Origin of the sequence: Exilibacterium tricleocarpae (assembly GCF_007004655.1) — a bacterium.
GTDB classification, from domain to species: domain Bacteria; phylum Pseudomonadota; class Gammaproteobacteria; order Pseudomonadales; family Cellvibrionaceae; genus Exilibacterium; species Exilibacterium tricleocarpae.
In genome coordinates this window covers 126,884-146,315 of sequence record NZ_ML660092.1, presented here as the reverse complement: position 1 = coordinate 146,315, position 19,432 = coordinate 126,884, and the positions used below count along the sequence as shown (strand labels likewise).

Genomic DNA, 19,432 nt, shown 5'->3' with positions numbered 1-19,432 from the left:
AACCCGCAGATTGGAATTATGATAACTAGCTCACTTATTACTCCACTGCATAAAGGTGCAAAGAGATGACCGCTCAGACTCGGTAAACAACCGCCGGTACCCTCACTGTTAATGCTTACCGGTTAAAAGGCACTCTGCCCTGCGCGAAAATGTCGGCGAATATATCGCCAGTCCAGGGCTCAAGCGGCCTCCGCCACTCTGGCCCAAGGCCGACATTGACACGTTAAATTGCTATTACAACTTGCAGTCAGGGCCAATTTATGTACAGTAGCTGAAATACATTACAAGAATTGCAGGACAACAAGTATATTTCTAATTCTTCTAATAATTAATGATTTCCAAATTCAAGACTAAGCGTTGGTTAATGATGAAAATACTCGATAAATTTACTCGCCGCATCTGGCTGTTACTGATATTTCCGACCCTGGCCCAGGCAGAGCCGATACTCAACGGTATAGCCACCCACCAGGAGCTGGGCAAGGAAAGGTTTATCGCTGCAGTCTACAGCGAAAACATGTACAACGATCCCATGGCGTTGCTGGCCAGCACCGAGCCGCGACGTATGGAACTTAAGGTTACCGCCAATCGCCTGTCCGCCAGGCGCCTCAACAATATGTGGATCGAGGGCATGGCGATCAACAACTCTGCCACCGCCCTGGAACAGCACGCCGACTACATGGTGGAGTTCGCGGGTTTTGTCAAAAAACGGCTGGTTAGCGGCGACGTGCTGACCATTGACGGCCTTCCCGGGGAAGGAGCGCGCGTCAGTGTCAACGGCGTCGAAGTCGGGGCGGTAGAGTCGGACAGCTTTTTCACCATGTTGCTGGCCACCTGGATCGGTCCGGTACCCCTGTCGTCTGATTTCCGCACCGGTCTGCTGACCGGCGGCAACGTCCAGCCGGAGCTGCTCGGTCGTTACCGGTCCATTACCCCGAGCCCCGAACGGGTAGACGAAATCGCCGCCTGGTCGGCGCCTGCCCCCGACCCGGGCACCCCGCCGGAAGCACCGCCGCCCGAGCCCAAGCCCGCTGCTGCCGTAGCCGTGGCTACACCGGCGCCGGCGCCGGCCGTTGTCAAACCTGCCGTGGCGGCAGCAGCGCCGACCCTGGCTCAGGCGCCAACACCGGCGGCACCGACACCGCAACCGGAAGCGCCGGCACCGCGCCCGGCGGCCCCAAAGCCGGAACCCAAACCTAAACCCGCACCGCGCCCCGTGGCCGCACCGCCGGCCGACCCGTTGCTCGATGAAGACCTTCTCGACGAGGATGAGTTGGATGAAGACGGCCCGGCCCTGACCGCGCAGAGCCTGCTCAGCCGCCAGTTGTACCACTCCAAGCTGAAACGCTGGACCTATGAGTACCTCAAGTACCCGTCGCGGGCACAAAAGCGGGGCCAGGAGGGCAGTGTGCGACTGTCGGTGGTGATCGACCGCCAGGGCAACGTCAAGACGGTTTCAGCCGTGCAGGAATCACGTTATTCCCTGTTGAATCGCGAAGCGCTCGGGGCCGTAAAGCGGGCCACGCCCTTTCCACCCATGCCGGATGAGGTACAGGGCAACGAGTTCACCTTCTCCCTGCCGATTGTCTTCCGCCTGCCGGATTGACGGCGGGGTGGCAGCCGGTAACACCGGCTGCCACCTCAGTGAATGTCTTTTAGCCGCTCGATAATGACATCGTTGATGCCCCGTGCCTCAAGGCTCGACAAGTGCTGCAGTTTCTCCAGGTTGATGCAGTGCAGATGCAGGCAGGGTGTGCTGGCGTCAAGCTCCCGCAAGTCACCTTTTTTCAGCACCGGTAACAGCGGCTGATCCTGCGGGCGGCGGCTGTTGATCACTCTCAATCCCACCTGCAGCGGCACCGCCCGATAACGGGTTTTGCCGCTTTTAAAGGGAATGGTTAGATACATTCCACTCTTGCCCAACATTTCCCCGGGGATAATATTCAAGCCCGTTGCAGCAATAGCCGCCTCGGCAATGCCGTGGAAAATATCGTGATGCGCGTAGGGATTCGGTAAAATGACCAGGCGCCGGTTCTCTTCTTTCGGGAAAAAGATATTGTAGTTGGTGTATAGCTGCTGCACAGAGTTCGAGTAAACACATAGCCGGTTTTCGAACCCCATGACAAACTCCAGTGCCCGCTGCCGCTGGTTAAACGACTCCAGGTCCCAGACGAGATCTTTGTTTTCGGTTGCCAAATCCACTGCGGTCCCCCAATACTGATTCTGGGTTTGTAAGGCGGCAGTCCGGTTTTATCTGTACTTTCCCTGAGTTTAGTGCCTAACGACCCGAGATATTAAGATAAATTTGTTCTAAATCAATAGAAATCTATGTAATGTGATCGATTCCTCCACCGGAGCCCCCAACACCGCTGTGAACGCACTCCAAGACCTTCATTATCGCAACCATTTCAGTCGTTTGGGCAGTCATTTTTTTTCCTATGTGCAACCAGACGCCTTTACCCGACCCCACCTGGTACATACCAATGACTGCGGGGCGGCGCTGATCGGACTCGACAGCGCTGCATTTACCAGCCCCGCTTTTCTTGAATATTTCAGCGGCCGGCGCAACCTGCCGGGGTGCAAGCCCCTGGCGATGGTCTACGCCGGGCATCAGTTCGGGGTCTACAACCCGCAATTGGGCGACGGCCGCGGCCTGCTGCTCGGCGAGGTCGAGGGGCCCGGGGGGTTGTGGGATATCCACCTGAAAGGAGCCGGCCAGACCCCCTACTCCCGCAACGGCGACGGCCGCGCCGTGCTGCGCTCGAGTATTCGGGAGTATCTGGGTTCAGAGGCCCTGGCGGGTCTGGGTATCCCCACTACGCGGGCGCTGGCGCTGATCGGCGGCGATGAACCCGTGTACCGGGAGAGCGTCGAGACGGGAGCGATGTTAGTGCGCCTGGCTCGCAGCCATGTCCGCTTTGGCTCTTTCGAATACTTCCACTACCGGCACGATTACGATGCGGTCAAACAACTGGCTGACTATGTAATCGACCGGCAATTTACCGACTCTCACCACGCCGCCGCGGGGCACCGCGATAAGTACTGGCAACTGTTACACGCCGCAGTGACCAATACCGCCCACCTGATCGCCCAGTGGCAGGCGGTGGGCTTCTGTCACGGCGTGATGAACACCGACAATATGTCGATACTGGGGGAGACTTTCGATTTCGGCCCGTTTGCGTTTATGGACGATTTCGAGCCCGGCTACATCTGTAACCACTCCGACTATCAGGGCCGCTATGCCTTCGAGCACCAACCGGGTATCGGCCTGTGGAACCTCACCGCACTGGGCCACAGCCTGTCCTCGCTGCTCGATACCGACGCGATCAAAGACGCCTTGTCCCACTATGAGCCCACTTTGACAGCGAGTTACGCCGAACTGATGCGGGCAAAGCTGGGACTGGCCACTGCACAGGCCGACGATAAGGTGCTTTGCGTTGAATTGCTCGATCTGCTGGCACGCCAGCGCGTTGATTACACCCGTTTCTTTCGCGCGCTCAGCCATACCGACCCGACCCGGCCCGAGGCCGCCTTACTCGATTTGTTTGACGATCGCGAAGCCACCGGCCCCTGGCTGCAGCGCTATGGGCAACGCCTGCTCTGTGAAGAGGTGCCGCCTGCCGAGCGACAGCGGCGGATGCTCGCCACCAACCCCAAATATATACTGCGCAACTATCTCGCCCAGGAGGCCATCACAGCGGCAGCGCAGGGGGATTTCTCCCACATCGACACGCTGTTGCGGCTGTTGCGACACCCCTTCGACGAACAGCCACAGATGGACAACTACGCCCGACCGCCGCCGCACTGGGGCAAACATATGCCCATCAGTTGCTCCAGCTAAACCGGGCGCACCCCAGGGTCTGTTAACACTAGAACATTTCTACATCGCTGCTGCCGCTGGCGCGCAGGTGGGGCGGCACGCGGGTATCCTCCGGACCACTTGTCGTCTGCCGGCTGTGTTCCAATGCCTGTTTAACACTGGCGGACAACTGTTGCAGGTATTCGTCCACCTTGATGCCCTCGTTGAACACGCGGTTGGTATTGGCCACCACGTCGTGAGCGGCCTGTTCGAAAAACCTCTCCTGTTCTTCACTGAGAGCCAGTACCGGAATGCGATCCATAATGGCTTCGGCGGTATCCTCCACCTGGCTGACAATATCGCGCATCACCGCCTGGTAAGCCTGATCGATCTCCTGCATCACCTTGTGCACGTCAGCGGATAGTTTCATTAGTGATTGCTTTTCGTCGATCAGACTCTGTTTGGCATCCAGGGCTTTCACACGGGCATCGATGCCTTGAATCAGTGCAAAGGTATTGTCTTTGATCGAGCCGTATTTACGCTCGTTATCCACCGGCATATTGCGGATCAGAATTGACGCCTGTCCATAGTTGAAAACGGTGCGGCGACCAAAATCGATATAGCGCCCGGCGTCGCGCATCTGGTACAAAAGCTGCGCCTCCAGGTCACGGGCCAAGCCGGTCGCCTCCATGTTCTTGGTTTCGAAGATGCTGCGCATCTGCAAACTGCAGGAGATCCCGTACCTTTGCACCGCGGTGAAGAACAGCAATCCCAACTCGTCCAGGTTATCACAACGATGAACATCCAACAGGAACTGAATGTTACAACCCAGATCACTGTTGTCGGACATCACCGCGTAAGCCGTATCGCTGGCGTCCTTCAGGCGGTTGCTCAACTGTTCGGCGGCAATACGGTTATAGACGGATTTATTGATACGCGCGCAAATCTCTTCGCCCGTGGCGCTCGGCTCGATAAAATCGTCGCAACCGATTTCATAGGCCTTGACCTTGTGCTGGAGTTCAGTCGAGGGCGACACCAAAATCAGCGGTACCCCCACCAATGGCTCCGCAGCCAGCAACGCCTCACAACAGGCGAAATCCGGCGCTTCGACCCCGGACCAATCTGCCACTATCGCCTTGAAAGTAGCCTCAGTCGCGCGCTCGAGACACTGCGCCTGGCTATCGACACAGGTCAACTCAAAGCAGCTCTCCAACTGCTCGCGCACGCCCGAGGCGCCCTCGGGATGGAAATAGAGCACTGTATAGGTTTCCATTGACACCCGCTCCGGTGGGTAGCCCACAATAAACTACCGGTCACCCACTAGGTGTAGACCATAACCCCCGATGCATCCACAGCAAATGAGTATTGCGGCGCCGTTTAGCAGGTCACGGCATGGGGCGGCGGTCCTCTCTCACTCCGCGGCGATCAGGCGCTTAACACTTGTTGCCACTGCGCTTTCCACTATCCTATTAACTGGGGCCCGTTAACACGATTTGAGTTGGCTGACTCAAATCGTGTTAACCGACCCAGCCATAGTCACGGACTAAAACCCAGGTTATGAAGGACTGATGCATGAAAGCCAGCGAGCCAAGCCTGTCCGCCCCGGGACAACGTGTTGCCGAGATTCTGCAAAGCCTTGTCAATACTGGGGACATAGAGGTGCCGCTGCTGCCGGAAGTGGCCAGCAAGGTGGTGACCCTCTCCCAGGATCGCGATTCGGATGCCTCGCAACTGTCGCAACTGATCCAGAGCGATCAGTCACTGGCGGGCCATGTGATGCGTATCGCCAACTCCGCCGCCTACAGTCCCAATGCCACCCTGGTGTCATTGCAACAAGCCATCACGCGCCTGGGCATGACCCTGATCGGCGATATTGCGATGGCCGCCTCGATCAATACTAAAATGTTCCACACCCCGGGGTTCGAGACTCACGTAGACGCGATTTGGAGGCACGCACTGGCGACTGCGCTGTGGTCCAAAGAAGTGGCGCGGGCCTGCCGTCGCAATGTGGAGGCCACATTCCTGTGCGGTTTACTGCACTCGATAGGGCGACCGGTAGTCTTACATACGGCCATTGAAATCGGCCAGAGGCAAGCTACCCCACTCAGCACCGACGATGCCGTGCTGTTGGAAGAGCGCTACCAGCGACGGGTCGGCACCACTGTGGCGGAGAAATGGGAAATGCCGAAAACCGTCTGCGAAACCATCCGGCATTTTGACGACTACCAGAGCGCACCCGGCGCGGCGGAGCAAACCGCGATGGTGTCGGCGGGCGCGCAACTGGCCTGGTACATGCTCACACCCGAGGACCTACCGCTGTCGCAAATGCTCGAGCACCCGGCCTTTGCCGATGTGAACCTGTATCCGGACCAGGTCGAGGCCCTGTTGGAAAAACGCGATGCGATAGTCAGCACCATGGAGACCATGGCACCGTGACGGATCAAGCGGGTACTTTTGACTACGATCTGATCGTCATCGGCAGCGGTCCCTCGGGCCAGAAGGCGGCAGTTCAGGCAGCCAAAGCCGGAAAGTCGGTAGCCCTGATCGAACTGGACCGCTACCTCGGCGGGGCCTGTGTACACCGCGGCACCATTCCGTCGAAGACGTTGCGCGAAAACGCGCTGCGGGTCAAGCATATGCGCCAGAACGCCGAACTGGCGAATTTCGAACTGGCGGAAGACATCGAAATGGCGACGCTGATCAACCGCCTGGACGAGGTCCTGAAAGCGCACGACAGCTACATGCGCCGGCAAATCACCCGCAACCATATCGAACGCATTCACGGCCGTGCCGCCTTTGTCGATAAACACACGATTGAAATCGCCAAAGTCAGGGGTGAGACCGAGCGACTGACGGCGGCTTACTATGTCATTGCAACCGGCTCCTTTCCGCGCAAGCCGGATAATATCCCCGTCGATCACGAACATATCTTTGACAGCGACTCGATTCTCTCGATGCTGTACCTACCCAAAAGCCTGGTGGTGCTCGGCGGCGGGGTCATCGCCAGTGAGTACGCCTCCATTTTTCAGGCGCTGGGTGTCGAGGTCACCATGATCGATAAATACCCGCGCCCCTTGGGCTTTCTCGACGCCGATCTCACCGACACCTTCATCCATGCTTTCGAGACCATGGGCGGTACCTGGAAAGGCGACACGCAAGTCACCCGGGTTTACTGGGACGGACTGGCCAGCGTCGTCATCGAGTGCGCCGACGGCAGCGTCTACCGGGCGGAGAAACTGCTGTGCGCCGCCGGGCGCATCGCCAATGTCAACCACCTGAACATAGAACAGGCCGGCCTGAGCCTGAACGAGCGGGGCCTGATCAGCGTCGATGCCGACCTGCGCACCGAGGTCGATAACATTTATGCGGCGGGCGATGTCATCGGCCCGCCATCGCTGGCCTCAGCCTCCATGGAACAGGGACGCCGCGCCAGTTGTAATCTGCTCGATATCAGCACCGGTGCCATGAGCCAGACCATTCCCTCGGGCATCTACGGTATCCCGGAGCTGTCCGCTGTCGGCTTGAGTGAACACCAGGCTCGAGAGCAACACGGATCTGTGCTGGTCGGTCGCGCCTACTTCGAGGAAATTGCCAGGGGTCAGATTTCCGGAGTGCAGGACGGCATGCTGAAGATTGTCTGCGACCCCCGCGGCGAACAGATCCTCGGGGTCATGATCGTCGGCGAAGGCGCCACCGAGTTGATTCATATCGGCCAGATGGCCATGCTGTCCGATGCCAGAGTGGATATCTTCGTCGAGAGCATCTTTAATTTCCCGACCCTCGCCGAGGCTTACCGGGTGGCCGCGCTGGCGGTTATCGGCCAGCGCGTAACCCGCGGCGATGCTTACTGACCAGCGCCCGCTTCCCGATCCGCGATGCTTACCGACCAGCGCCCGTGTCCCGATCCGCGACGCTTACTGACCAGCGCCCGTTTACCGATCCGCGACACTTACCGACCAGCGCCCGTTTCCCGATCCGCGACGCTTACTGACCGGCGCTCGTTTCCCGATCCGCGACACTTACCGACCAGCGCCCGTTTCCCGATCCGCAACGCTTACTGACCAGCGCCCGCTTCCCGATCCGCGATGCTTACCGACCAGCGCCCGTGTCCCGATCCGCGACGTTATCTTCCCGGGCTACCGCCGGTAGCTGTAAACCTTTGCCGGAACCCAGCATCACCCCCAGCCAGCGCGTATCGTCAACACTTTCGAGGGCAATTTTCACAGTCATGGTCAGCGGCACCGACAGCAACATACCGACCGGCCCCAGCACCCACCCCCAAAAGACCAGCGACAAAAATACCACCAGCGCCGACAGATTCAGCCCCCTGCCCATCAGCCGCGGCTCCAAGATATTGCCAACCCCCACATTGATCACCAGGTACCCGAGTGCCGCCAGCAGCGCCGACCCCGACCCCAATTGCACCAGCGCCAGCAACACCGCCGGAATCGCCGCCAGAATCGAACCGAGCGTCGGTACAAAATTGAGCAGAAATGCCAACAGCCCCCACAGCACGGGGTAATCCACCCCCAGCACCATCAACCAGGTCATGGCCAACACACCGGTGAGCAGACTCAACACCATCTTGATTGCCATATACTGGTTAACACTTTTGCTAAACCGCTCGATCGCCGCCAGCGCCTTATCCGGATCGGCGTTGGCGTAGCGTATCTTATCGGTGACCCCCACTTCCTCGGCGAGAATGAAAATCACCGTCAGCAAAATTAAAAACGCATTAGCCATCACATTACCGAACGAACTCAGGGTATTTCCGGCCAGGGCCAGGGCTGCGCTGGGGTTAAAACTCTCACGCCACTGCGAGGGATCAATGGCCAGGCCGAATTGATTCAAGCGGGCCAATACCTCGGTGGTCATGCCCTGCAGGCGCGCCTGGTACTGGGGGATATCACCGCGAAAACTCTGTATCGATGAACCCACCACCGCGCCGATAACCAACCCCACCAGAACAATGATCCCCATAATAATCAGAATGGAAATCCCGTTGGGCACCCCGCGACGATTGAGCGCAGCCAGATACGGTGAGCAGATCACGGCAATAAACAGAGACAGTAAAAACGGCTCCAGAATGGCCGCCGCAGCGCGCATTCCGGCAACCACGATAATAAACGCCGCCGCCAACAGTAAAAAGCGGGCCATGGGTGAAAGTTCAGTCGACATGTTTGTCCCCATTTACACGATAAGCTTATTTTTTCGCCAAGCCGGTGATCCCCCGCCCGCGGCGCCCTGCGGCACACCGCGGGTATCGAACTTATCACCCGGTTTGACATCTATTATTCCACACCGCTACAGTGGGCGCTCGCGATGACTGTAGCTATCCGCAGGCTCGAGCCCGACAGGAAAACCACGATGACAAACACCCGCATTACTGCCCTGATAACCGCCCTTGCCGCCGGCGTCCTCAGCCTACCGAATCACGCACAAATTATCACCCATTGGTATTTCGGTGCCGGCCTGCTCAATTCCGACCACGAGGTGCCGGATCAAAATCTCAGCGGGCCTTTTTCCGGCGGTGGTACCCAGACACTCAATACCGTGGCGGATACTTCCGATAACGGCTGGAAGCTGTTTGGCGGTTACCAGTTACACAAACACTTTGCCGTCGAAGCCGCGTTTATCGATCTGGGCAAGTTTAACCGCGTGGGCACCAGCAACCTGATTGATGTACCCATTGTCACCGCCGAGGACCAGATCATCATCGACGTTGAATCCGACCTCGATACCGAGCTAAACCCCCAGGGTCTCAGCCTCACCGGGATCGCCCTGTTGCCGCTGTTCAAAGGGTTTTCCCTGAACGCCCGCGCCGGGTTACTGTTTACCAACTACCAGGCTAAAACCCGCTCCGTCACGCGTATCCCGGCATTTATCCTGGAAGGCGACGAATTCCCCGCTACCACCATCAGGGATACCTTCACCGAAACGGTCAACGATATAGAATTCAGCGCCGGGCTCGGCTTCGACTACCGGCCGCTGGCAGACTGGAGTATCGGCTTCCAGTGGGAGCGCTATTTCGACGTCGGCAGCGATGATATCAATGTGGAGGAGGATGTGGATATTGTCGGTGTGAGTGTTACTTATCACTACTAGGCCCGGCAATTATTGCATTGAATGAATCCGGCGTTTTATTTTTACATCAAGCCCTCTGTAACACCCACCGCAATCCACCTGTAAAAATATGTGAAGCAGTTCACACCAGGCCGGTTCTATGTCACTAATGTTACAATTTAAAGACCCGCACCGGCCGGCGACATCCGCAGCCAACTGCTGGTAATCCAAAAAGGCAGGCCGGCTATTGCCTCGTAGAGTTAGAGGGCTAGCGAGCTTCGCTTGCGGGCCCCGGCATAACCCCCTGCGCACCGGGTCCCAACGGCTGGCCATAACTGAACTCGACCTGATTGCCGCCGGGATCGCGCAGCCCGCAATAGTAACCGACGGGATAGGGTTCATCGCGCGGCTCCCAGATCAGACAGCCGTCCTGGCGGGCCCGCTCAGCCACTGCATCCACAGCCGCCCGACTCTCCAGTGCAAAGCCGAAGTGGCGGTAGTCTTGCGCCGGCAGCTCCAGTGTCCGGCCGCCGCTCATCATGACAAAAACAAAGTCGGTTTCGCGCCCCGACTCCGCCAGCCAGGCAATGCGCTTGCGCCCGCTGCTGCGTTCATGAACAACCGACATAGCGCAGTAGTCGCGGTAAAACGCGACACAAGCGTCCAGGTCTTCCACATGCAGGGCGATGTGGGTAATCCGCGGATACATGTCGAGCCTCACCCGTGTGTGTATCGAAGCCTGGGTACAGTGTAGAGAGTTGGGTGCAGCGAGTACAGGGTATAACGCAACGCCTGCTACTGCTTCTCGGGATGCCGCCCGATAAAGTGTCGGTCAATCAGCGCTCTGCAATGCGCAGCATCCCGTTCATGGTGACCACTGGTGGTTATCAGTTGGCACAGGTGCAAAGTCCGGGAGGGGTAATCCAGCGCCACCAACAGCACCGGCACCCCGGCAGCATGGGCAATGCGCACAAAACCCGTTTTCCAGCTCTGCACTTTGCTGCGGGTACCCTCCGGCGTCATGCCCACCCATAACTGCGGGTGATCGCGGTACCAACCGGCCACTTTGGCGACCATGCGGTGAGGGGACCCGCGGTCGGTGGGAATGCCGCCGAACCATTGAAACAACCCTTTGAACGGCCAGAAAAATGCCTCCTGCTTCATCAAAAAAGACAGTCTGACACCGAGCCCCAGAATCGCCGATACCGCGAGAATAAAATCCCAGTTGGAGGTGTGCGGCCCGGCCGCCACCACCAACTGGGAACGGTCGGGAATGGTGCCGGCCACCCGCCAACCCAAGAGGCCGAAAACACGGCAGCCGATCCAGCGGGTAAAACGGTTACCGAGGCGCGGCATATGCCCGGGTCGGGCCAGCGCCTCGAGTCTGACCGGTGTCGTCTCAGTGTTCCCGCGTGGCTCTGAATTCGACATCCGGGTAGCGCTCCTGGGTTAGCGACAAATTCACCCGCGTTGGCGCCAGGTAAGTCAAATGGCCACCGCCGTCGAGCGCGAGATTATCGCCGCACTTGCGTTTGAACTCCTCGAGCTTTTTTTCATCGGCGCAGTCCACCCAACGGGCCGTATTGACGTTCACATTCTCGTAGATGGCCTCTACTTTGTATTCATCGCGCAGGCGGTAGGCAACGACTTCAAACTGTAACACCCCCACCGCGCCCACCACGATATCGTTGCTGTGCAGCGGAAAGAACACCTGCGTCGACCCCTCCTCCGACAGCTGTTGCAACCCCTTCTGCAACTGCTTGGTCTTGAGCGGATCCTTGAGACGGATACGGCGAAACAGTTCCGGCGCAAAGTGTGGAATGCCCGTGAACTTCAGCTCTTCGCCCTCGCTGAAAGTATCGCCAATCTGGATGGTGCCGTGGTTGTGCAGTCCGATGATATCGCCGGAAATGGCTTCTTCGACCGCGCTGCGGTCACCGGCGAGAAACGTTACCGCGTCGGCGATTTTGACATCCTTGCCGATGCGCACATGACGCATTTTCATGCCCCGGGTGTAGCGGCCCGAACACAGCCGCATAAAGGCCACGCGGTCGCGGTGTTTCGGGTCCATATTCGCCTGTATTTTGAAGACAAAACCGCTGAACTTTTCCTCGCCCGCCAGCACCTGGCGCTGGCGGGCCTCGCGGTCCTGCGGTGGCGGGGCCCACTTAACAAAACCGTCGAGCATCTCCCTGACCCCAAAGTTACCCAGCGCGGTGCCGAAAAATACCGGCGTCAGGCGCCCGGCCAGGTACTCGTCCAGATCAAACGTGTGGGTGGCGCCTCGCACCAGTTCAATCTCCTCGCGAATATCATCCGCATAAGCGCCCAGCAGCTCAGAGGCGGCATCACTGTGAAGACCCTCGATGCGAATATCCTCGGGCAGTGTGTGCCCCATACCCGACTGGTAAATGTGTAAGGTATCCGTGTAAAGGTTGTAAACACCCTTGAACTCCTTGCCCATGCCCAGCGGCCAGTTGATCGGCGCCGCGGCAATCTTCAGCACATCCTCAACTTCGTCCATGACTTCGATGGGGTCGCGGATATCCCGGTCCATCTTATTGATAAACGTCAGTATGGGCGTATCGCGCAGGCGGCACACCTCCATCAGCTTAATGGTGCGATCCTCCACACCCTTGGCGCCGTCAATCACCATCAACACCGAATCCACCGCCGTCAGGGTGCGGTAGGTGTCTTCCGAAAAGTCCTCGTGCCCGGGTGTGTCCAGCAGGTTGACAGTGCGTTCCTGATACGGAAACTGCATCACCGAGGAGGTCACTGAAATACCGCGCTCCTGTTCCATGGTCATCCAGTCCGACTTGGCATGGGGACCGCGTTTGCCCTTGACGGAACCGGCCAATTGAATGGCGTTGCCAAATAGCAGCAGCTTCTCGGTAATCGTGGTCTTGCCGGCATCGGGGTGTGAGATGATAGCGAAAGTGCGTCGCTTATTGATTTCATTAACAAAATTGCTACCACTCATACATTAAAAACCCTTATTTGCACCTAATTTTATACTCGTTTACAAAACCACTTTTTGTTCGTTAAAAAGTGAACCTCGGTATCCAGTACTTTGATATCCTTTTTTCAAGCGCCGACGAACGCCAGTAAGGCACTGAAGTCGTGCCTGTCAGCCGCTCTAAGCGCTGCAATATACTGACTGCGCCTCTCATTCATGGCTTTCAGTCTGTAACCACCTGCCCAGTCAATGGCTGGCTCATTTAACAGTTTTGTCAACACAGCATCCGCCATTATTCGCGCATGGCGTCCATTCCCGTTTGGAAACGGATGAATAAATACCAGCTTATGATGAAACCGTGCCGCCAATTCTTTAGGCGGATAGATGCCATGTTCAACCCAGTATTTGGCATCGTCTAACAATTGCCGCAGCTGAATGGCGACCTGAGCAGGATCAACACCGATATTCTTTCCGGTGCACCGGAATGTCCCCGCCCACTTCCATACACTACCAAACAAGCGTTTATGAAGCTCTAGCACGAAGGCTTCCGACAACACATCCGGATGTTTTTGCTTAGCCAGCCATTTCAACCCTTCCGTAATACCCGCCTGTTCAAGCTGGTCTAACTCGCCTCGGGTCGATACGTGCTTAAACTTGAGGCCTGCCAGTTCATCGGGATCAAGCGGCGTCGCACCATCGGGGTTATCGACAAGACTTGAGTATTCATCTGTCATTCATCATTCCAAAAGTCTGACGGTATCTTATCCATGATTTGCGCGGCTACACGCTCAATCTCATACTCAAGCTGGTCTTTACTCAATGACTGCGCTTCAAGCGCCATATGAGTAGATGCGGCCTTGACCTGCGCGCGCGCTTTCTCAATGGCACGCTCTTTGATCACATCTTCTACATTTTGTCTTGGTACAATCGCATACACAAATTTGCAGCCCATCGCCGCTGCCATGGTCTGCATGGTTTTCAGTGTGACGCTGCCATGGGGCTCATCTTGCTCAGCTTTGGATATTCTGGCTTTGGTAACGCCAAGCTTTTTAGCCAGTTGCGTACCTGACATACCAAGCGCCGTTCTGACAGTGCGCAACCAGCCTTCCTGTGGAAGCCCGTAGTTAGGGAGCATAGCCAAGCTACCAAATTGGCTTACGGCTTGGTTAACTTTGTCTCGATATTGCTTGGCAACTATCTTTTCTATGCTCATTGTCAACCTTTATGTGTACAGGCACACAAAATTCGAATACATTTTTATATACCTAAAAACACATTGAGTCAACAAAAAAGTTGACATTTAGCTTTGTTTGGTAAACTTTTAAATTGACTAAAATCAGTGAAAGTAAATATAAATGTATATAAAAACAGTTTGCGACGCCCTCTATTTACGGCGCTAAACGCTGCAAAAACAAGCATACTTAAACCGGTATGATTTAAAACAAAGACGCTATCGGTACCTACAGTGCCAATAGCCAACATTCTTTAAACTTTCCGGGCTCGGCTTGACGGCATGGCGGCAAGTCCAGCGAAGCATGAGCGATTCAGACCATTTGGCCACTGGCCCCAAAAAGCACACTTAAAAGGGCCACACTTAAAAGGGCAGCCCCCGCTCATTTCACTCGAGGTAATAACAATCCCGACATCAGGGGCTAGCGTGAAAAGAACGGTAGCGACACATTAAATCAGGCGGCCACAGTATCGGCCTTGGCCGGCGCCGGCAGCCCCCGCAACCGGGCACGCAGCCAGAGGTAGGCAATCGCGCCGACCAGGAGATTGGTCAGGGCCGTCGCCACAAACAATCCCATCAGGCCGAACTGGGCCATCAAGACCCAGGCCAACGGCAGGAAGATACCGGCCACCCGCAGAAAAGAAATCACCAGCCCGGGAATGGGCATACCCAGGCCGTTAAAGGCGGCGTTGACGGCCATCACGATCCCGTAAGCGCCGTAGCTGATCGGCACAATGGACAAATACAGCACGGCGACGGGCAACACCGTATCGGAATCACTAAACAGGGCGGCGATGGGTTCACCCACCAACCACAACAGCACCGCCACCAGCACACCGAACCCGAGGCAAAACAGGGTGAAGACCCGCAGCACCTCAAACAGGCGGTCGCGACGCCCGGCGCCGAGATTCTGCCCGCAAAACGGCCCCACAATACCGGACAGGGCGTAGAACACGATCAGTGCGATCGGCTCTATCCGCACTGCCACACTGTAACCGGCCACTGCGGCGTCACCGTACTGGGAGATAAAATAAACCACCACAAAACTGGCCAGGGGGATAATGACATTGGTCACCATCGCCGGCGCCCCGATATGCAGTATGGCCTTCCAGGACTCATAGATAGTACGCAGTCGCACCAGCGGGCTGACCAGTATATGCATGCGCACCTGCAGCACATACACCGCCGCAATCAGGGTAATCAGGCGAGTGAACAGGGTAGCCAGTGCCGCGCCCTGTAGCTCCAGGCGCGGAAAGCCGGCCAAGCCGAAAATCAACAGCGGGTCCAACACCACATTCAGCACAGCGCCACCCATCATGATATAAGCCTGGATATGGCTCAGCCCCATAGCCCGCATCGATGCCATGGCGACCATCGGCACCAGTAAAAACGGCGCGCTCAGGTACCAGATACTCATATATTCACGAATCAGCGGCAACAGCTCCGGCGAGGCGCCCTGGGCGGTAAACAGGGGATCGATAGTCAACCACCCAAGCAGACTCACGGCGACAGCGATAATAAAGGTGAGACTGACCCCATCGGTGGCGAGGCGCCGGGTCAGGCTCTGGTCACCGCTGCCGATAGCCCGCGCAACAGCGGACGAAGTGCCGGCCCCGAGACCAATAGCGATACTGGTGAGCACCATCACCACCGGGAAGGTGTAGCCGATCGCTGCCAGCTCCTGCACCCCGAGTTGGGCGACAAAGAAGGTATCGGCCGCGTTGTAAGACATGGTAGCCAGCAGCGCCCAGACCATCGGCAGGGCCATATTGTATAAATGCCGGGGTACCGACCCCTGAGTCAGGGTCGCATGCAGGGTAGGCGCCATAGAATTCCTTACCGTCTGAACCTGGTCAGCCGCCAAAAAGGCGGGAGTATAACATTTCCCAGGTCTGATCCCGGCGCAGATTGTCAGTCGCAGTGATCTTTCCAGCCGGGGATGTGTCGGTGCAGGGTGTTTTTCAGCCCCACACTAAAACCTTGAGCCAAAAGAGAAGTGTAGTAGCAAGCGGCCCCGGCCCGCAGAGGCTCCACTACCGGAAGTCCTGAAAATACCCTGTATCGGCGCGGCCCGCGCTGGATGGCACTCACTTGACAAGGACTTATAGAGCAGAGGGCCGGACACCTGAGCCGATATGGCTGAGGTAGGTTCGATCCCAGCCCGAGCCACAGGCCTCACTACCGATAGGATGCGTGCAAGCTGACCAGTTGCGCACCAACCCCGTAGATACCGCCCGGCACAGGTACCCAGAAAACCTCCGCCGCCAGCCCGGCCCGGTCGCGCACCTCGAGCATGCGGGCGACGGTCGCCGTCTGGCCGTCGTCACCCAGGGGAAAAGTGCCAAAATGGATGGCCATGCTCTGGCGCGACTGTAAAATCCGGTGCGCCTCCAGCGCGTCGGCCGGCGACAAATGATTATCGCGCATAAACCAGCGGGGCAAATAGGCGCCGATAGGCAACAGTGACAACTGCATGGGTCCGAAGCGCTCGTTGATCAACGCAAAGTGGGGCCCGAGACCGGTGTCGCCGGCAAACAGGATCGGCCCCTCGCTGGAGGCAAATACATAACCCATCCACAGCGTACGATTCGTATCCAACCGGGTTCGGGTCGACCAGTGCTGTGCAGGCACGCCGTGGATCGTGAGCTGCCCATTCACTGCCAGGGGTTGCCACCAGTCCAGCTCCACCACCTTTTCAATGCCCGCCCCGGCCAGCAACTTGCGGTTGCCCAGCCCCGCCACCACCGTCGGCTGATCGCGCTCCCAGAGACGCTGCAGGCTCGGCAGGTCCATATGGTCGTAGTGATTGTGGCTGATCACGACATAATCGATCGGCGGCAAGTCCTCAAAGCGCACACCGGGGTCGTGGTAGCGCTGCGGACCCAACCAGCTTACCGGGCTGGTGCGGTGCGACCAGATGGGATCGGTGAGGATATTGATGCCGTCCACCTGCACCAGTACCGTGGCGTGATTAATAAACGTCACCGTCAACCCCTCGCGCACCCGCGCCGGCGGCAGCGCGGGTCCGGCTTCGAGCGGTAACCATCGCCACTGTTCCTCGCGCTCGCGGTTGAACACCCACCTGAGCAGGTCACCCAGCGACTTCTCCCGGTATTCCGGCGCCAGGTTGCGAAAGCGCTCGCCGTCAAAATTCTCGCTGACCGGCCCGCGATAACCGGGCACTGACGAGCAGGCCCAGAGCATGCACAACACCAGTGTCCCGCCCAGCAAAAAACGCCATTTTACGGCCATCTCATCCACCCCATCGTCCTCACCACAGAGGCCGCACTGACAATCACTCGTCGCACTCCCACCACACAGGAACCGGCCCCGCCAGCCACCGACAGAGCGGCCGTACTACAACACCGGCACGCCACCCCAACCGCTCGCGCTGTGACAATGTGCCACATTCCGCGCCCGCCGCGCTACACCTATGATAGACCGCCAAACCGTCGCGTTTTTACGCGCCTGCGATTATCATGGCCAGCATGTCGAAGCTACCCCTCGCCCTGTCCGCTCCCAAGCAAAACCTGCGCCGACTGCTGGCCATTCGCAGCGTCCTGGTCGTCTCGCTGCTGGCGGCGATTGCCTTCGCCCACTTCAGTCGCCAGCTACCCCTGCCCTACGCCACCCTGACCTTGATTCTGGCCGGACTCACCATTATCAGCACACTGACACTGGTGCGCCTGGGCCGCTCATGGCCGGTAACCGAGGGAGAATTCTTCGGCCAGATCGTCATCGATATCGCCAGCGTCACCCTGCTGCTGTATTTCAGCGGCGGCGCCGGCAACCCCTTTGTCTCCTACTACCTGGTACCCCTGAGTATTTCCGCCGCCACCCTGGCCTGGCACTACACCTGGATCGTGGCCCTGCTTTCCCTGGCCGCTTACAGTGGCCTGTTGTTTTACAGCCTGCCCATTGCCGAGTTGGCCCCGCCGAGCGGGCATCACCACGCCGGCGGCGAACTCAACCTGCATATCATCGGCATGTGGCTCAACTTTGTTGTCAGCGCCGGGCTGATCACCTACTTTGTCGTAAAAATGGCGGCGGCGCTGCGGGAACAGGAGGCGCAGTTGGCGGCTCACCGCGAAGACAACCTGCGCGATGAACAATTGATGGCGGTCGCCACTCTCGCCGCCGGCACCGCCCACGAACTGGGCACGCCCCTGTCCACGATCAAAGTCCTGCTGGCCGAAATGCGGGCCGACTACCGGGACAATCGGTCGCTCAACGATGACCTGGCCCTGCTGCAATCCCAGGTTGACCACTGCCGCGACACGCTGCATCAACTGGTGCGACAAGCCGGCCAGGCCAGCGGTGACGGACCGCGCTCACTGCGCGCCTACTGCAATCAGCTTATCGACAAATGGCTGCTGATGCGCCCGGATGTCAAGGCAAAAATCCGTTTTAATGCCACTGGCGGCGATCGCGAGGCAAGTATTCACCCCACCGTTGATCAGTCTATTATCAACCTGCTGAACAACGCCGCCGATGCCAGCCCCGAGCAGGTCGAGGTGGACATCGACTGGACCGAGCAGCAGTTGTGCATCGATATTGGCGATCGCGGCAAGGGCGTGCCGGTAGAACTGGCCGACCAGTTGGGCAAACCCTTTCTCACCAGTAAGGGCAAAGGTTTGGGGCTCGGCCTGTTTCTGACCCACGCCACACTGTCGCGCTACAACGGCACCGTAAAACTTTACAATCGCGAGGGCGGCGGCACATTGACGGAGCTGCGCCTGGCGCTGGCACCCACGGAGACGGCCTCGGCGCCGGCACCACACTATGCACACTGAACCGCACTCGAATCAAACACTGTTGATCATCGATGACGACGAAGTGTTTACGCGCGTACTGTCCCGGGCCCTGGGCCGACGCGGTTACCACATCGTCACCGCCGCCAACGGCACCGACGCGATAGCGGCGCTGGAGGAGCAAGCCGTCGACAAGGCGATTGTCGATCTGAAAATTGCCCGCGAATCCGGCCTGCAATTGATCCCCACCCTGAAACAAGTGCAGCCCTCGCTCGCCATCGTGATGCTTACCGGCTACTCCAGCATCACCACCGCCGTTGAAGCCATTAAGCTCGGCGCCGTGAACTACCTGTGCAAACCCGCCGATACCGATGAGATACTGGCCGCCTTCGACGCCGTCGGCGGCAATCCGGATACGGCAATCACCCATCGCCCGCCATCGGTCGATCGCCTCGAGTGGGAACATATTCAAAAAGTGCTGGCCGAACACGACGGCAATATCTCCGCAACCGCACGGGCGCTGGGTATGCATAGGCGCACGCTGCAGCGCAAGTTGCAAAAGCGGCCGGTCAGGCATTAGCGCAGGGGCCGCCACCTCGACAGTTGAATTGCGCCGCCGGCATAGTAAAGTG

At 58.1% G+C, this 19,432-nt stretch carries 18 protein-coding genes; 7 read left to right on the top strand and 11 right to left on the bottom strand.

The features are described from left to right. The first annotated feature begins 364 nt into the window (after positions 1 to 364). Complete coding sequence (locus FKG94_RS10740; RefSeq protein WP_179957594.1) at positions 365 to 1,603, top strand: TonB family protein; 1,239 nt, start codon at positions 365 to 367, stop codon at positions 1,601 to 1,603. A 35-nt stretch (positions 1,604 to 1,638) separates the two neighbouring features. On the opposite strand, the gene FKG94_RS10735 is transcribed toward FKG94_RS10740, so the two are convergent. Continuing rightward, positions 1,639 to 2,199, bottom strand: a complete 561-nt coding sequence (locus FKG94_RS10735) for a hypothetical protein (protein ID WP_142904234.1) — start codon at positions 2,197 to 2,199, stop codon at positions 1,639 to 1,641. Between the two features lie 169 nt (positions 2,200 to 2,368). On the opposite strand from FKG94_RS10735, the gene FKG94_RS10730 reads away from it, so the two are divergent. Beyond that, the gene (locus FKG94_RS10730) at positions 2,369 to 3,838 is read left to right on the top strand and encodes a protein adenylyltransferase SelO (protein WP_142904233.1); all 1,470 of its coding nucleotides are present in this window, start codon (positions 2,369 to 2,371) and stop codon (positions 3,836 to 3,838) included. A 28-nt stretch (positions 3,839 to 3,866) separates the two neighbouring features. Here the strand turns inward: FKG94_RS10730 and FKG94_RS10725 are convergent, their stop codons facing one another. Next, positions 3,867 to 5,069: a response regulator gene (locus FKG94_RS10725; RefSeq protein ID WP_142904232.1), complete on the bottom strand. Its 1,203-nt coding sequence runs from the start codon at positions 5,067 to 5,069 to the stop codon at positions 3,867 to 3,869. Between the two features lie 299 nt (positions 5,070 to 5,368). Between FKG94_RS10725 and FKG94_RS10720 the strand changes: the two genes are divergently transcribed. After that, positions 5,369 to 6,232, top strand: a complete 864-nt coding sequence (locus FKG94_RS10720) for an HDOD domain-containing protein (protein WP_142904231.1) — start codon at positions 5,369 to 5,371, stop codon at positions 6,230 to 6,232. Beyond that, complete coding sequence (gene sthA, locus FKG94_RS10715; RefSeq protein ID WP_142904230.1) at positions 6,229 to 7,647, top strand: Si-specific NAD(P)(+) transhydrogenase; 1,419 nt, start codon at positions 6,229 to 6,231, stop codon at positions 7,645 to 7,647. Before FKG94_RS10720 ends, sthA begins: the two co-directional genes overlap by 4 nt. 238 nt (positions 7,648 to 7,885) lie before the next feature. Here sthA and FKG94_RS10710 read toward each other — a convergent pair whose 3' ends face one another. Beyond that, positions 7,886 to 8,974, bottom strand: coding sequence for an AI-2E family transporter (locus tag FKG94_RS10710; RefSeq protein ID WP_142904229.1), 1,089 nt, complete (start codon positions 8,972 to 8,974; stop codon positions 7,886 to 7,888). A gap of 189 nt (positions 8,975 to 9,163) precedes the next feature. On the opposite strand from FKG94_RS10710, the gene FKG94_RS10705 reads away from it, so the two are divergent. After that, positions 9,164 to 9,901: an outer membrane beta-barrel protein gene (locus FKG94_RS10705; protein ID WP_179957593.1), complete on the top strand. Its 738-nt coding sequence runs from the start codon at positions 9,164 to 9,166 to the stop codon at positions 9,899 to 9,901. Between the two features lie 226 nt (positions 9,902 to 10,127). On the opposite strand, the gene FKG94_RS10700 is transcribed toward FKG94_RS10705, so the two are convergent. The 8 genes from FKG94_RS10700 to FKG94_RS10665 form a co-directional block, all read right to left on the bottom strand. Then, positions 10,128 to 10,568, bottom strand: coding sequence for a VOC family protein (locus tag FKG94_RS10700; RefSeq protein ID WP_142904227.1), 441 nt, complete (start codon positions 10,566 to 10,568; stop codon positions 10,128 to 10,130). 86 nt (positions 10,569 to 10,654) lie between these two features. Continuing rightward, a complete protein-coding gene (locus tag FKG94_RS10695; RefSeq protein ID WP_246125079.1) occupies positions 10,655 to 11,290 on the bottom strand; it encodes a 1-acyl-sn-glycerol-3-phosphate acyltransferase in 636 nt (211 codons plus the stop codon). Beyond that, positions 11,259 to 12,842, bottom strand: a complete 1,584-nt coding sequence (locus tag FKG94_RS10690; RefSeq protein WP_142904226.1) for a peptide chain release factor 3 — start codon at positions 12,840 to 12,842, stop codon at positions 11,259 to 11,261. Before FKG94_RS10690 ends, FKG94_RS10695 begins: the two co-directional genes overlap by 32 nt. Positions 12,843 to 12,946: 104 nt before the next feature. Beyond that, a complete protein-coding gene (locus tag FKG94_RS10685) occupies positions 12,947 to 13,552 on the bottom strand; it encodes a mobile mystery protein B (RefSeq protein WP_142904225.1) in 606 nt (201 codons plus the stop codon). Then, complete coding sequence (locus tag FKG94_RS10680) at positions 13,549 to 14,031, bottom strand: mobile mystery protein A (protein WP_142904224.1); 483 nt, start codon at positions 14,029 to 14,031, stop codon at positions 13,549 to 13,551. The genes FKG94_RS10685 and FKG94_RS10680 overlap by 4 nt, the downstream gene beginning before the upstream one ends. A gap of 68 nt (positions 14,032 to 14,099) precedes the next feature. After that, positions 14,100 to 14,300: a hypothetical protein gene (locus tag FKG94_RS10675; protein ID WP_142904223.1), complete on the bottom strand. Its 201-nt coding sequence runs from the start codon at positions 14,298 to 14,300 to the stop codon at positions 14,100 to 14,102. A 203-nt stretch (positions 14,301 to 14,503) separates the two neighbouring features. Next, the gene (locus FKG94_RS10670; RefSeq protein WP_142904222.1) at positions 14,504 to 15,877 is read right to left on the bottom strand and encodes an MATE family efflux transporter; all 1,374 of its coding nucleotides are present in this window, start codon (positions 15,875 to 15,877) and stop codon (positions 14,504 to 14,506) included. A gap of 350 nt (positions 15,878 to 16,227) precedes the next feature. Continuing rightward, a complete protein-coding gene (locus FKG94_RS10665; protein ID WP_142904221.1) occupies positions 16,228 to 17,301 on the bottom strand; it encodes an MBL fold metallo-hydrolase in 1,074 nt (357 codons plus the stop codon). Positions 17,302 to 17,537: 236 nt separating this feature from the next. Here FKG94_RS10665 and FKG94_RS10660 point away from each other — a divergent pair, with 236 nt between their 5' ends. Together FKG94_RS10660 and FKG94_RS10655 are read left to right on the top strand one after the other, a co-directional pair. Next, a complete protein-coding gene (locus FKG94_RS10660) occupies positions 17,538 to 18,842 on the top strand; it encodes an ATP-binding protein (protein WP_142904220.1) in 1,305 nt (434 codons plus the stop codon). Continuing rightward, positions 18,832 to 19,380 (top strand): response regulator transcription factor, encoded by a 549-nt coding sequence (locus tag FKG94_RS10655; RefSeq protein WP_142904219.1) that lies wholly within the window; start codon positions 18,832 to 18,834, stop codon positions 19,378 to 19,380. The genes FKG94_RS10660 and FKG94_RS10655 overlap by 11 nt, the downstream gene beginning before the upstream one ends. Positions 19,381 to 19,432 lie beyond the last annotated feature (52 nt).